Genomic DNA, 14,058 nt, shown 5'->3' with positions numbered 1-14,058 from the left:
CGTCCGCGCCGGCACGGTCTTCGTCAACGGCAAACTCGTCGAACGATCAGAAGATCAACAACCCGTCGCGCCGCCCCTCGAAACCGCAGCCTGACCAAGACCAATCCACAGGTATTGACAATTGCTCCGGCGATTCGCAAAGGAGGGCTACCTGGCAGTCGCTCCCGACCTGATGGCCCGGCAAGGCAGTCCGGCCGACTACGACGACGACGTTGAGCTCATGGTCAAGCACCTCCTTCGCCGAGTAGGTGACCAGCAAGTGATGCAGGATCTGGACGGTGTCCTCGACTGGGCGCTAGAGAATGGCGTAGTCATACACCGCGTCGGGATCTCTGGGTTCTCGTGGGGCGGTCGCTGGGCATGGCTCTTCGCCGCTCACAGCCGCCGGCCAACTGCAGTCGTGTCCTGGTACGGCGTGCTCGATGACCAGTACAGCCAGTTGCTCCCGGACCGCGCACTGTTTCCTCACCACCCCATCGAACTGGTTGAACGTCTCCAAGTTCCGGTTCTTGGCTTATACGCCGGCCAGGACTCGGTGATCCCGATGCGCTCGGTCGACGAAATGCGGGCGGCTCTGGCGCGTCGCCCTGTGCAGGAACCCGAAGTGGACTTCGCCGTCTACCTCAGCTCCGTCCACGGTTTCCACGCTGATTGGCGGGACGACTATGACGCCGACGCGGCTGCGGACGCATGGACCCGCGGTCTCTGTTGGCTACGCGCACACGGAGTGTGAGACGTCGTGAGGACCTCGAGCACCCTCAGATATCCCCACCTGCGACTCGACCTCGACGCCCTCGAGCGGAACGTCGACGTCATGCGGGCGTGGTCGCAGCGCCGGGGTCTTGTGCTGGCACCGCACGTGAAAACCACCATGTGTCGTCCGATCATCGACCGACAGGTTGCTGCGGGCGCGCACCGCCTTACCGTCGCGACGGTTGCTCAGGCCGAGACGCTTTGGGGCTGGGGGCATCAAGCGGTGCTCGTGGCGAACGAAGTCGTGAGTGACGCAGACATCCAAGTGCTCAAGGCCCAGCACACGCAGAGCCCAGCCACGAACCTTGCATGCTTCGTCGACTCGCGGTGGGGAGTCGAACAACTGGCGAAGGCCTTCCGCGACTGGCAACGACCATTCTCGGTCCTTCTCGACGTCGGCATGCTCGGCGGCCGATCCGGGGTACGGACTCGCACGGAGGCCGCGGAGATGGCTGAACTCGTCGTGAGGGCTCCCGGTCTCGCGCTCACCGGCGTCGCTGGGTACGAGGGTGTTGTCGGCAATGACCGAGAGCGAAGCCTTGAGCGGGTTGACGCCTACTGCGCTTACCTCGTCGAGGTCTTCAGCAGTCTCCGGGACGTTTACGAAGTGGAGCGGCCGATCTTGTCACTAGGTGGATCCATGTATCCAGACCGAGTCTGGGTCGCGATGAGGAGCGCGGAGCGGAGTAATCACGTACTAGAACTGCGAAGTGGCTGCTACGTCATCCATGACCATGGGGCCTATGCCGCGAGTCCCATAGAGGGCCTGACCCCGGCTGCCGCGGTCAAGGCATTAGTTGTCTCGCGGCCCGAAGAGGACATGTTCATCATCGGTGCGGGCAAGCGCGACTTGCCGTACGACTCTGGGTTGCCAACGGTCCTTCAGTCGGGTTCGGAGCTCCTGCCCAAGATTGAAGTAGTGGCACTATTTGACCATCACGCTGTCGCGAGAGGCGCTAGTGCAGCCGGCGTGGGAGATGAAGTGACCTTCGGCATTTCACACCCTTGCTCGCTCTTCGATCGGTACGACACCTTCTCGGTCGATGCGGGCGGACGTCGTCGCGCTACTTGGTCGACGTCCTTCGCTCGCGCGACCTGACGCTTTCTTTCGCACCCGCCCGTGACACGCCGCAACGTCACTGGAACGCTCACCCGCGTCAGATGTCAACCCGGCCACGACTGCCCAGTCCGTTTGCTCGGTGAGAAGGGAACGCACCGTCTCAGCAAAATAGGCCGGTGTGGGGTTGACCCCGGTTGCGCACTTCGACCGTTCATGCTGCGCGCCGTCCCTACCCTTGTCGTGCCGGAACGCAGAACCCGTCAGACGCGTGACAGATAACCGAAGCGACTTCGTCGGCCAGGGTGACTGGCCGACCGATGGTCGTACGGCACGGGGTTCACGTCGCGACCATGGTCAGGAGATTGGCGATACGCTCGATCACCCGCGCTGCGGCGTCGAAAGTCGGTATCCCCTCGCTCGTGAACTCGGCCGGGAGTTAGGCGTCGAGGTGGAGTTCCTTACCCGCGAGCTGCACGCGCGCAGATCGACCGACTGGCAGATGCACCCGCAGAGCTGAAGGCCGTGAAGAACGGAGGCGTCGAAGTCGCTGCAGGCATCCGTCAACTGCTGGAGGACTGGGCCGACGCTGATCCGTCCAGCGGCTTCGTCGCCGACGCACTCGCTCGCCATGGCGTCGCCGGAGCCTCGGTGGCCCTGCCAGCTGAGCACAGAGACTAAAACCGGAAGGTAGCAGCCCGCCGGAAGACAGCAGCCCCGAACGAAGCCGCTACAGGATCGGCTCCGGAACGTAGGCGGTCGCGCCCGGTTCGCTGGACACGGCCTCGTCCACGGCGGCAACCACTGCGTGCACCTGAGCGCGAGCCGCCCCGGTGAACTCCAGCGGGTCGGCGAGCAGACCGGCGAGGGTGTCGGCGTCGAGCCCGAGCCGCTCGTCGGCGGCCAGTCGCGCCAGCAGGTCATTGTGGGCAACACCCTGCTCTCGCATGTCCAGTGCCATCCGGACGGCGTGCTCCTTGATCGCCTCGTGTGCCTGCTCGCGTCCCTTACCGGCTCGGACGGCCGCCATCAGTACCTTCGTCGTCGCGAGGAAAGGCAGGTAGCGGTCCAGCTCTCGCTCGATCACGGCCGGGAACGCCCCGAAGTCGTCCAGCACCGTCAGCGTCGTCTCGAGCAGGCCGTCCAGGGCGAAGAAGGCGTCCGGCAGCGCCACGCGGCGGACCACCGAGCAGCTGACATCGCCCTCGTTCCACTGGTCACCCGCCAGCTCACCGGCCATGCTCGCGTACCCCCGCAGGATCACCGCGAAGCCGTTGATGCGCTCGGCGGAGCGGCTGTTCATCTTGTGCGGCATGGCAGAGGACCCGACCTGGCCCGGCTTGAAGCCCTCGGTCACCAGCTCGTTGCCCGCCATCAGCCGAATCGTCTTGGCAAGATTGGACGGCGCCGCGGCGAGCTGCACCAACGCCGACAGGACGTCGAAGTCCAGCGACCGCGGATACACCTGGCCCACACTGGTCAGCACCTTCTCGAAGCCCAGGTGCCGGGCGACGCGGGACTCCAGCTCGGCCAACTTGCCGGCGTCGCCGTCGAGCAGATCCAGCATGTCCTGGGCGGTACCGACCGGGCCCTTGATGCCACGCAACGGATAACGCGCCAGCAGGTCGTCCAGCCGGCCGAGCGCCACCAGCAGCTCGTCGGCCACCGTGGCGAATCGCTTGCCCAGGGTGGTGGTCTGGGCCGCGACGTTGTGCGATCGCCCTGCCAGCGGCTGCGCCTCGAATTCGCTCGCCCGGCGCGCCAGCCGTACCAGCACCGCAAGCACCTTCGTCCGGGCCAGCGCCAGCGCGGAACGAACCTGCAGCTGCTCGACATTCTCGGTCAGGTCCCGGCTCGTCATGCCCTTGTGGATCTGCTCGAAGCCCGCCAGCTCAGAGAACTCCTCGATGCGAGCCTTCACATCGTGCTTGGTCACCCGCTCACGAGCGGCGATCGAGTCGAGGTCCACCGCGCTCAGCCCCGCCTCGACGACCCTGGCGTATGCCTCGACGGCACCGTCCGGGGTCGCGATGCCCAGCTCGCGCTGGGCCGTCAGGACGGCGAGCCACAGCTGGCGCTCCAGGACGACCTTGTGCGCGGGGCTGAAGATCACCGCCATTGCCGGCGATGCGTAGCGGCTGGCCAGGACGTCGGGGATTGCGGGCTTGTCGTTCACACCGCCTATTGTTCCGTACCGCCAGCTGGGAGTCGCCGGGCACTGACATGGTGCGTTTGTGCACAGTTCACATCAAGCACGTGCACATCGCCTAGGCTCCGGACGCCATATGCGGCGCAGATGCCGATTGTCGACAGAACGGAACTCCAGGTGGACAAGATCACGATGAGCCGACGTCAGTTACTCGCCTCCGCAGCGGTGGGAACCGCAGGAGCAGCCTTCTTCGGCGCCTCGCCGGCGGCGGCGCAGAGCAAGAGCAATAAGGACGACAGCTTCCGGCTGACCGTGCTGGGCACCACCGACACCCACGGCAACATCCTGAACTGGGACTACTACAAGGACGCCGAGTACGACGACACGAAGCACAACGACGTCGGCCTGGCCAAGATCTCGACCCTGGTCAGCGCGATGCGTGCCGAGCGGGGTCGTTGCTCCACCCTGACGCTGGATGCCGGCGACACCATCCAGGGCACCCCGCTGGCGTACTACTACGCCCGGATCGACCCGATCACCGGCGCGAAGGCACCCGTGCACCCGATGGCCGCGGCCATGAACGCCATCGGCTACGACGCCGCTGCTTTGGGCAACCACGAGTTCAACTACGGCCTGGGTACCCTGCGCAAGTTCCAGTCCCAGCTGCACCACCCGCTGCTCGGCGCGAATGCCCTGGACTGGAACACCGGCAAGGCCGCGTTCGAAGAGTTCATCATCAAGAAGGTCCGGGTCGGGGACCACCGCGGTCACGAGCACGGCCACCGGCACTCCGGTTCCGGCGAGTACGTCAAGGTCGGCATCGTCGGCCTGGTCACTCCCGGCTGTGCGATCTGGGACAAGGACAACCTCGACGGCAAGATCAAGTTCAACGGCATCGTGGAACAGGCCAAGCTCGTCATCCCGAAGGTCAAGCGGGCCGGGGCTGACATCGTGATTGTCTCGTGCCACTCCGGTGCCGACACCTCGTCCTCCTACGGCGACGCGCTGCCGTGGCCCGAGAACGCCTCGACGCTGCTCGCCCAGCAGGTGCCCGACATCGACGCGATCCTGGTCGGTCACGCCCACGTCGAGATCCCGCAGCGCTTCGTTCAGAACACCAAGACCGGCAAGCAGGTGCTGCTGTCGGAGCCGCTGAAGTGGGGCGAGCGGCTGACCGTTCTGGACCTCGACCTGGTGAAGCAGCGCGGACGCTGGCACGTCGGCACCGCCAGCTCGACGGTGCTCAACGCCAACACCGTTCCGGCCGACGACAAGATCGTCTCGCTGGTCGCCAAGCAGCACGCCGCCGTCCGGTCCTACGTCAACGGCGTCATCGGGACCTCCACCACCGCGATGTCCGCGGCGACGTCCCGCTACGAGGACACCGCGGCGATCGACTTCATCAACTACGTCCAGGCGGACGCGGTGAAGAAGGCCCTGGCCGGGTCGTCCTCGGCCGCGCTGCCGGTGCTGTCCATCGCCGCGCCGTTCAACGCGGACGCGGCCATCCCGGCGGGCAACGTCACCGTCCGCGACGTCGCCGGGCTCTACATCTTCGACAACACCCTCGCGGCCATCACCTTCACCGGCGCCCAGGTCAAGGCGTACCTGGAGTTCTCGGCCGCCTACTTCAAGCAGATCACCGGCACCGGCCCGTTCAAGGCCGACGACGTCACCAACGCCGTCACCCCGACCGCGCCGACCGGGACGCCGGACTACAACTACGACATCATGGGCGGATCGGGGAGTTCGGCCGCGGAGTCCTTGACGTATGACATCGACATCGCCCAGCCGGTGGGCTCTCGGATCAGGAACCTGATGTACGGCGGCGCGGCGATCCCGGCGGACAAGCAGTTCGTCGTGGCCATCAACAACTACCGGCAGTCCGGTGGCGGTGGCTTCCCCGGTGTCACCGGCGCGCCGGTGGTCTACAACGCCCAGGTCGAGATCCGGCAGCTGATCATTGACTGGGTCACCGCGGCCAAGTCGATCGACCCCACGGTGTTCTCGCGACAGGACTGGAAGCTCGTGTCCAACGGGATGCCGATCACCATCACGGCGTAGTTCGCCGGCTTGCCGCCGCTCAGGATCGGGACGCGGCCAGCGCGATGTCGCTCCGGTGCTGGCTGCCCGGCAACTCGATGGAATCGACCAGCCGGTACGCCGCCTCCCGGGCCTCGGCCACGGTGTCGGCAACAGCGGTGGCGGACAGCACTCGCCCACCGGCGGACCGCAGCACGCCGCTGCCGTCGCGGCGGGTGCCGGCGTGGATCACGCCCGGCTGGTCGCCACCGGTGATCGGATCGTCCAGCCGCGGCGTGCCCGGATAGTTCGCGGCCGCCACCACCACGGTCACCGCCGCACCGGCACGCCAGCGCAGTGGCGGATGCTCCGCGAGCCTGCCGGTCGCCGCCGCGTGCAGCAGCGCGGCCAGTGGTGACTCCAGCAGGGCGAGCACCACCTGGGTCTCAGGATCGCCGAACCGGGCGTTGAACTCGATCACCCGCGGCCCCCACTCTGTCATCGCCAGGCCCACATAGAGCAGTCCGGCAAAGGGCGTCCCTCGCCGGCGGAGCTCGTCCACCGTGGGTTGGGCGACCGTACGCACCACCTCGGCCACGGTGCCGTCGGGCAGCCACTCCAGCGGCGAGTACGCCCCCATGCCGCCGGTATTGGGACCGGTGTCGCCGTCGCCGATTCGCTTGAAATCCTGAGCCGGCAGCAGCGGCAGCACGTTGACCCCGTCGGTCACGCAGAACAGCGATACTTCGGGGCCGTCGAGGTACTCCTCCACGACCACCCGGACGCAGGCGGCAGCGTGTGCCAGCGCCGCAGCCCGATCGTCGGTGACCAGCACGCCCTTGCCTGCCGCGAGGCCGTCGTCCTTCACCACGTACGGCGGCCCGAACTCGTCCAGCGCCCGCTCGACCTCGGCCTCGTCACCGCAGCTGAACGCTCGCGCCGTCGGTACTCCGGCCGCCGCCATCACCTCCTTGGCGAAGCTCTTGCTGCCCTCCAGTTGTGCGGCAGCACGGGACGGTCCGAAGCAGGTGATGCCCGCCGCCCGCACCGCGTCGGCCACCCCGGCCACTAGGGGCGCCTCCGGTCCGATGAGGACCAGGTCCGCCGAGATGGCCGCGGCCAGCGCGGCGACGGCGTCCGGGTCCAGCGGATTGACCGGCCGCTGCTCGGCGACGGCGGCCGTGCCGGCATTGCCCGGAGCGCAGCTCAGGGCCGTCACCGCCGGGTCGTTGGCCAGCGACAGGCAGAGTGCATGCTCGCGAGCACCTGAACCGACGACGAGTACGCGCATACCCCGCAGGTTATCGAGGAGCCACCGTCAGCCGGTTACCGGTCCCTGATGGTGCCTGGGCCACCAGGCCCCGGCTGCGGCTTGTGCACGTTCAGATAGAGGTACCAGTAAGCACCGGCGACGAACAGCCCGGCGCCGACCATGTTGCCCAGCAGCGCGAAGATGAGGTTGGTCACCACATGCGTGATGGTGACGCCGGGGACATGCTGAAACATCGCCAGCGGCAGGAAGAACATGTTGGCCACGACGTGGTCGAAGCCCAGCGCCACGAACGCGGTGATCGGCAGGACGATGCCCAGGATCTTGCCCGCGACGTCGGTAGAGGCCAGCGCCAGCCAGACACCGAGGCAGACCAGCCAGTTGCAGCCGATAGCGCGCAGGAAGACCTCGAGGTTGCTCTCGCCTACTGCCTTGCTGATCGTCAGCGCGGCGAGCCGGGCGTAGTTCGAGGCCGGTCCCGTTCCCGCCTTCGATGCCGCGGTGCCGATGACACCGGTCTTGTCCGCCAGCACGTATGCCACGAAGAGGGACCCGATGAAGTTGCCGACGAACACGAACGCCCAGTTGAACCCGAGCCTGCCCAGCTTGGTCCGGCGGCTCAGCACCGAGATCGGCACCAGCATCATGTTGCCGGTCAGCAGCTCGGCCCCGCCGACGATGGTGAGCACCAGTCCCAGGCTGAACGTCAAGCCGGTGACGAGTGTGACGATCCCGCCCCAGGTCGCGGAGTTCAACCCCGCGGACGCGACGATCGCAAGCAGGCCTCCGAAGGCGATGTAGGCACCGGCCAGGAAGCCTCCGACCAGGGCCTTGCCTACTGGGTACGCCGCCTTCGCGGTTCCGGACTCGACCGCCAGCTCCGCGGTCTGCTGGGGGGTGTTATAGGACATCGGCGAACCGTTCTCAGACGTGGGCGTTGTTTGCCTCGACGCTCACGCTAGGCATTGTGCCTGCCGCATGCCAACCCGGTACCGGGGACCTGGCCGGATCCCCAGCAGTCGCGGGTGTAAACGTGATGTCCCAGTGCGATCCGCTGGACCGCTTGAGAGTGATGGCACCCGTGACGGTGCTCTGGTTGATCTGCTCGAAGGACGTGCAGGTCGACACCGACCTGGTGGTGCGGTTTCCGTTGGAACCCCAGGTGATTCCAGCCGCTGACAGCTGCGACGCGGCCTGCGCCTGGTGAGTTCAGTGGCAGTCGAGGCAGGTGCGCTGACGGCGACCAGGGTCGTCAGTGAGGCCAGCAACCCGACCAGCGATACAAGGGATCTTCTTCATGCGCTCTCCCAGGTGCCCGCACCACCGTGTCGACGGACGAAACCGCCCGTACGGTACGGCAGTTTCTTGCTATCGCCCACCCTGTCCTAACGCGCAGACGCCGCCAAGGACGCACAGTGGCCATCCAATGACAAGACGGGACATGTCAGCGCACGGTACGGACGATCGTGATGCCGCTGAGCGTGGGCACGAACAGCGACGCTCCGCCGATGGCCGGCGTGGCGAACCGGCTCACGCCCCCGACCACGACCCGCTCGCGTACCCGGCCGGTTGCGGGGTCCAGCGCGTTCAGCACGCCGGCCGCCTGGTCCAGGGCGTACACCCGGCCCCCACCGACGACCGGCGAGCCCTGCACGGACGCTGCCGCGCGCCACACCGTCCTGACCATACCGGCCGAGTCGACGCAGACGGCGCGGAGACCGTCCGAGCACGGGACGTACACCGTGTCGGCGACCACTGCCGTACCCCCGAAGGACCGGCACACCGTCGCCTGCGACACCTCGCCGCCGATGCCGCCGAACCGGCCCGCGTGCAGCACGTACGCGGTACCGGACTTGCCCGCGATGAACACCCACCTGCCCTGTACCACGGCCGGACCCTGCGATCCGAGATCGAGGTCGGCGGCATTGTCGCTCGCCCAGGTGGTGGGCGAGAACGAGTCCACCAGCCGGGTCCCGTCCAGCTCGAGGACCGAGTCGCTGTAGTCGTACCGGCCGCCGACGGACTCGCCGTTGCCGACCGCTACCAGCAGCTTTCCCGCCAGTTCGGTCGGTCCCGGGGGCGTCCAGATCCCGCCCTCGCGGGTGGTCGGCACGGTGTAGGCGACCGGTTCGCCGTTGCCGGTAGGCACACCGACCAATCGGCCCTTGTACGCGCCGCAATCGCCCGCCAGCCCACCGAACGGCACCCACACCTTGCCTTGAGAGATGGTCAGTGCCCCGCGCTGCTGCATGGCCTGAGCATCCGTTCCGGGCAGGTCGATAGGGCGTCGCCACCGAACCGCGCCCGTGACCGGATCGAGCGCGACCAGATCGTGCCTGACCTTCGCGCTCACCGAAGCGACCAGGAACACCGATCTGCTGGCGGCGTCGTAGACCGGCGTACCGGTGATGCCCAGCGGATCGATGTTTCCGCACGGCAGCTCCGACTGGTTCGTGGGCGCGCCGAGGAGTACCGACCACTTCGCGGCCCCGTCTGGTGTCAGGCCGTATACCCGGTTGCGCTCGGTGGCCACGACAACTGTTCCGCCGACGACCAGTGGTGAGGCATAGACCTGCCCGTCCAGCGCCACCCGCCTCGCCGTGAGGACGCCCGTGGCCGCCGGCATCGTGGCACTGACGCCGGTGCGCTGGGCGTTCTGGTGATAGGCCGGCCAGTCGCTCGGCACCGCGGCAGGCTGCTGCCCGGACGGCGGTGCGCTGGTGCCCGGGGCGCTCGTGGCGGGTGCGGTGCTGCTACAGCCGCCGGCCATCCCCAGCGCGAGGGCCACCAAACCGCACCCCACCGCGGAGCGTACCGCCGGCCGCCGCATGGGCCCAGGGTAGGTCAGGCCAGCAGGTCGTGCACCACGATCGACTGCTCGCGGCCGGGTCCGACGCCGATGACCGAGATCCGGGCGCCCGACAGCCGCTCCAACGCGGTGACATAGTCGCGGCAGGTGGCCGGCAGGTCGTCCAGCGAACGGGCCTTGGAAATGTCGGCGTCCCAGCCCGCGAAGTGCTCGTAGATGGGCTTGGCGGCCGCGAACTCCCGCTGCGTCATGGGCATCTCGTCCACCCGCTTGCCGCCGATCTCGTACGCGACGCACACCGGAATGGACTCGATGCCGGTCAGGATGTCGAGCTTGGTGAGGACGAAGTCGGTCACGCCGTTGATGCGCGCGGCGTACCGCGCGATGGGCGCGTCGTACCAGCCGGTGCGCCGTGGGCGTCCGGTGGTCGTGCCGAACTCCGCCCCGGTGTTGCGCAGCCGGTCGCCCCACTCGTCATGCAGTTCGGTGGGGAACGGGCCCTCACCGACCCGGGTGGCGTAGGCCTTGACGATGCCGATGACGGTGGTGACCCGGGTCGGCGGGATGCCGCTGCCGGTGCACGCGCCGCCTGCCGTAGCGCTGGAGGAGGTGACGAACGGATAGTTGCCGTGGTCGACATCGAGCAGGGTTGCCTGGCCGGCTTCGAGCAGCACTGTCTTGCCGGCCTCGAGCGCCTCGTGCAGCACCAGCGCGGAGTTCGCCACCATCGGGCGCATCCGGTCGGCGTAGGACAGGAGGTCATCGACCACCGAGTCCACCTGAAGGGCCCGCCGGTTGTAGACCTTGGCCAGCACCTGGTTCTTCAGGTTGAGGGCGCCCTCGACCTTCTCGCGCAGGGTCTGCTCGTCGAAGAGGTCCTGTACCCGGATACCGATCCGGTTCATCTTGTCGGCGTACGTCGGGCCGATGCCGCGCCCGGTGGTGCCGATCTTCCGGCTGCCGGCGAAGCGCTCGGTCACCTTGTCGATCACGGTGTTGTACGGCGGGATGATGTGCGCGTCGGCACTCACCATCAGGCGCTCAGCCGACCGGCCCCGGGCCTGCAGTTCGTCGATCTCGTGGAACAGCACCTCGAGGTCGATGACCACGCCGTTGCCGATCACCGGGATGCAGTTTTCGCTCAGAATGCCCGACGGCAGCAGGTGCAGGGCGAACTTCTCGCCGTCGATGACGATGGTGTGACCGGCGTTGTTGCCGCCGTTGAACTTGACGACGTAGTCGACGCGGCTACCGAGCAGGTCGGTGGCCTTGCCCTTGCCTTCGTCGCCCCACTGAGCGCCGACCACCACGATCGCGGGCATGTAGCAGACTCCTGACTCGGGACCGCCCACCAGCCGGATGGCCTGGCAGGGCGCGTCTCAATGTGCAATGTATATGGCGCCCACGCCGTCGCAGGCGAGGGCCGGCCGCCACCCGGAGAGGGTAACGAACGTGCGACTGGTGCATCTGCGCATCGGCTCGACCGGCACGGAGCCGACCGCGGACCCGATCGCGTCGCGGCTTGCCGAGCTGGACGTGCGGTCGGTGCGGGCGAGCGACCCTGCCGGCATCGACGCGGCCCTGGGCACCCTCGACGGCGAGCGGGTGCTGGTGGACGCCGACCTGGCCGGGCTGAACCTCGCGCTGCACCGGATGATGCGCAGGGACCTGCTCGGTTCCGTCGAGACAGCGGTGCTCACCCGCGAGCCGATCGGATACCTGCGCGAGCTCGGGCTGCCCGCCGGCCGGGCTGACCAGCTGGAGCTCGCCCGCACCGGACGGACGCGGCTGGTCGGCGTGATCAAGGACGACTCCGGCGGCGTCTGCGTGGACGCCGTCGAACTGACGCCATGGACACCCGGCCAGCCGTGGTGGGTGCGCGCGGTGGTCGATGACCAGCGGCTGTGCGACGGCGAGGTGCGGTCGTTGAGCGTCCGCCGGCTCGGCCCGAGCGAGCTGCGGGCGACCGTCCGGCTGAGGCGGTTCCGTGCCCGCAGCTGCCGTGGCCGGTCGCTGCAACTCGCCTGCGACGAGGCGCGGATCGTCTCCGACGGCCGGCCACGGGAGCGCCCCCGCGCGAAGCGGACGTTCTGGTCCGAACCCGAGCTGTGGCTGCTGGCCACCCCGGATGCCGGGCAGCTCGGATAACCGACTGGGCCGGCGGCGGCGCGGGGCCATAGAGTTCTGCGCATGAGCGCCCCCTCGCCGTCCGCGGCGCCTCCCGCCCTGCACCAACCATGGCTGCGTCGCCAGGCCGGCGCCACCGGCGCCCCGATCGCGGTGCTGATCGTGCTCGGCGTCGTCGCGGCGGTCGTGCTGCTGATCACCGGCGCCCGGCATCCGGTCGGCCTGCTGATCGCCACCCCGCTGTCTGCGATCGCCATGGCGGTCGTGCTCGCCTGCTACCTGTGGCTGGACCGGTGGGAGCCCGAGCCGGCCCGACTGCTGCTGCTGGCGTTTCTCTGGGGCGCGACCGTGGCGGTGGTCGTCAGCCTGGTGCTGGAGCTCGCCACCAGCGAGGTCCTGGGTACCGGACTGGTGCTCACGGTCGCGGGACCCGCAATCGAAGAGGCCGCGAAGGGCGCATTCCTGCTGCTGATGCTCACCGGCGTCCGTCGGCACGAGTTCGACGGCGTGGTCGACGGCCTGGTCTACGCGGGCGTCACCGCGATCGGATTCGCGTTCATCGAAGACATCGGCTACGTGGCGCAGAGCTTCGGCGAGGGCACCGAGACCGGCGTTGCCACGGTGGTGATGCGGCTGGTGATGGCGCCGTTCGCGCACCCGCTGTTCACCTCGCTCACCGGCCTGGGCTTCGGCCTGGCCATCAGCAAGGGCCGCGGCTCCGTACGCTGGCTGTACCCGGTAGCCGGCTACCTCGGCGCGGTAGCCCTGCACTCGCTGTGGAACAGCTCGTTGACCTTCGGCCTGCGCGGCTACATCGTCGTGTACGTCGTCATCATGGTGCCGGTGTTCATCGGTGGGGTGCTGCTGGCCCGACGGCACCGCCGACGCGAGCAGGACGTGGTGCGCAAGCAGCTTCCGGCGATGGTGTACTACCGCTGGGTGACCCCTGCCGAGGCCGGGTGGCTGCAGAGCATCAGCGCCCGCAGGTCGTGGCTGCGCTCGGTGCGGTCCCGGTCCGGTAAGGCCGGCGCCCAGGCGCTGGAGCACTTTCAGCTCGCGGCCACGGAACTGGCGTTCCTGCGCGACCGGGTGCAGCGCGGCGTCGGACCGGCGGACGCCTACGACCTGCACGCCGAGCTGGTCCATTCCCTGCTGGCGAGCCGGGCGCAGGCGTTGCACCCGCTGCACGAGAACCCGCTGCCTGCCTCCTTCACCCCGGTGCGGCCGGTGCCACCGCCCGAACTGGCCCGCCGATGAGCATGCGGATGTTCGTCGCGGTGCAGCCGCCGCTGGAGGTCGTCGAGGACCTCGCCGAGTACGTCGAACCACGCCGTGAGCGAGACAGCCCACTGCGGTGGAGCGCCGTCGATCAGTGGCACCTGACGCTGGCCTTCCTGCCGTCGATGGCCGAGCGCATCCTCGACGACCTGTTGGAGCGCCTGACGGCCGCGGCGGGCCGGCGTGAGAAGTTCGAGCTGAGCGTCAGCGGGGCCGGCGCCTTTCCCGATGCGGCCGCCGCCAAGGTGCTCTGGGCCGGGGTCGCCGGGAACACCGAGGAGCTCGGCAAGTTGGCGACCAACGTCCGGGCGGGCGCCGGCAAGGCGGGCGTGGAGGTCGAGGGCGGCCCGTTCCGGCCGCATCTCACGCTCGCCCGGCTAGGTCAGCCGTTGGACGTCACCCGGTGGTTCCGGGTGCTCGATCTGTACTCCGGTCCGAGCTGGCGGGTCGAGGAGGTAACGCTGTTCCAGTCCTATCTGGGGCAGGGCCCGCGCGGTCGTGCCAGGCACGAGGTCGTCGAGACCTTCGAACTCGATAATCAGTCGGAGCTGTCGTAGTCCACTTGTACCGTCTTCAAGGTGACCAACCCGTCC

General features: G+C 68.2%; 13 protein-coding genes. 8 read left to right on the top strand and 5 right to left on the bottom strand.

The window, feature by feature from the left end:
• The first annotated feature begins 121 nt into the window (after window positions 1–121).
• The 3 genes from RM423_RS18125 to RM423_RS18115 all read left to right on the top strand — a co-directional run bounded on the left by RM423_RS18125 (window position 122) and on the right by RM423_RS18115 (window position 2,491).
• Entirely contained in the window at window positions 122–733 is a 612-nt protein-coding gene (locus RM423_RS18125; protein WP_311424453.1) for a dienelactone hydrolase family protein, read from the top strand.
• A 6-nt stretch (window positions 734–739) separates the two neighbouring features.
• Window positions 740–1,852: an alanine racemase gene (locus tag RM423_RS18120; RefSeq protein ID WP_311424452.1), complete on the top strand. Its 1,113-nt coding sequence runs from the start codon at window positions 740–742 to the stop codon at window positions 1,850–1,852.
• A gap of 483 nt (window positions 1,853–2,335) precedes the next feature.
• Window positions 2,336–2,491: a hypothetical protein gene (locus tag RM423_RS18115; RefSeq protein WP_311424451.1), complete on the top strand. Its 156-nt coding sequence runs from the start codon at window positions 2,336–2,338 to the stop codon at window positions 2,489–2,491.
• Window positions 2,492–2,540: 49 nt separating this feature from the next.
• Here RM423_RS18115 and purB read toward each other — a convergent pair whose 3' ends face one another.
• Window positions 2,541–3,986, bottom strand: a complete 1,446-nt coding sequence (purB, locus tag RM423_RS18110) for an adenylosuccinate lyase (protein WP_311424450.1) — start codon at window positions 3,984–3,986, stop codon at window positions 2,541–2,543.
• A 120-nt stretch (window positions 3,987–4,106) separates the two neighbouring features.
• Here purB and RM423_RS18105 point away from each other — a divergent pair, with 120 nt between their 5' ends.
• A complete protein-coding gene (locus RM423_RS18105; protein ID WP_311424449.1) occupies window positions 4,107–6,023 on the top strand; it encodes a bifunctional metallophosphatase/5'-nucleotidase in 1,917 nt (638 codons plus the stop codon).
• A 19-nt stretch (window positions 6,024–6,042) separates the two neighbouring features.
• Here the strand turns inward: RM423_RS18105 and purD are convergent, their stop codons facing one another.
• Window positions 6,043–7,272, bottom strand: a complete 1,230-nt coding sequence (purD, locus tag RM423_RS18100) for a phosphoribosylamine--glycine ligase (RefSeq protein ID WP_311424448.1) — start codon at window positions 7,270–7,272, stop codon at window positions 6,043–6,045.
• Between the two features lie 35 nt (window positions 7,273–7,307).
• On the bottom strand, window positions 7,308–8,162 hold the full coding sequence (locus RM423_RS18095; protein WP_311424447.1) for a formate/nitrite transporter family protein: 855 nt from the start codon (window positions 8,160–8,162) through the stop codon (window positions 7,308–7,310).
• A gap of 158 nt (window positions 8,163–8,320) precedes the next feature.
• On the opposite strand from RM423_RS18095, the gene RM423_RS18090 reads away from it, so the two are divergent.
• A complete protein-coding gene (locus RM423_RS18090) occupies window positions 8,321–8,458 on the top strand; it encodes a hypothetical protein (RefSeq protein ID WP_311424446.1) in 138 nt (45 codons plus the stop codon).
• Between the two features lie 237 nt (window positions 8,459–8,695).
• Here the strand turns inward: RM423_RS18090 and RM423_RS18085 are convergent, their stop codons facing one another.
• Together RM423_RS18085 and RM423_RS18080 are read right to left on the bottom strand one after the other, a co-directional pair.
• On the bottom strand, window positions 8,696–10,081 hold the full coding sequence (locus RM423_RS18085; protein WP_311424445.1) for an outer membrane protein assembly factor BamB family protein: 1,386 nt from the start codon (window positions 10,079–10,081) through the stop codon (window positions 8,696–8,698).
• Between the two features lie 14 nt (window positions 10,082–10,095).
• The gene (locus RM423_RS18080; protein ID WP_311424444.1) at window positions 10,096–11,382 is read right to left on the bottom strand and encodes an adenylosuccinate synthase; all 1,287 of its coding nucleotides are present in this window, start codon (window positions 11,380–11,382) and stop codon (window positions 10,096–10,098) included.
• Between the two features lie 130 nt (window positions 11,383–11,512).
• Between RM423_RS18080 and RM423_RS18075 the strand changes: the two genes are divergently transcribed.
• The 3 genes from RM423_RS18075 to thpR are packed head-to-tail and all read left to right on the top strand — an operon-like array spanning window position 11,513 to window position 14,022.
• Window positions 11,513–12,208 (top strand): hypothetical protein, encoded by a 696-nt coding sequence (locus RM423_RS18075; RefSeq protein ID WP_311424443.1) that lies wholly within the window; start codon window positions 11,513–11,515, stop codon window positions 12,206–12,208.
• A gap of 42 nt (window positions 12,209–12,250) precedes the next feature.
• Window positions 12,251–13,444 (top strand): PrsW family intramembrane metalloprotease, encoded by a 1,194-nt coding sequence (locus tag RM423_RS18070; RefSeq protein ID WP_311424442.1) that lies wholly within the window; start codon window positions 12,251–12,253, stop codon window positions 13,442–13,444.
• Complete coding sequence (thpR, locus tag RM423_RS18065; protein ID WP_311424441.1) at window positions 13,441–14,022, top strand: RNA 2',3'-cyclic phosphodiesterase; 582 nt, start codon at window positions 13,441–13,443, stop codon at window positions 14,020–14,022. Before RM423_RS18070 ends, thpR begins: the two co-directional genes overlap by 4 nt.
• The last annotated feature ends 36 nt before the right edge of the window (window positions 14,023–14,058 follow it).

It is taken from the genome of Jatrophihabitans lederbergiae (genome assembly GCF_031845305.1).
In the GTDB taxonomy this organism is placed as follows: domain Bacteria; phylum Actinomycetota; class Actinomycetes; order Mycobacteriales; family Jatrophihabitantaceae; genus Jatrophihabitans_A; species Jatrophihabitans_A lederbergiae.
This window is presented reverse-complemented; position numbering and strand designations above follow the sequence as displayed.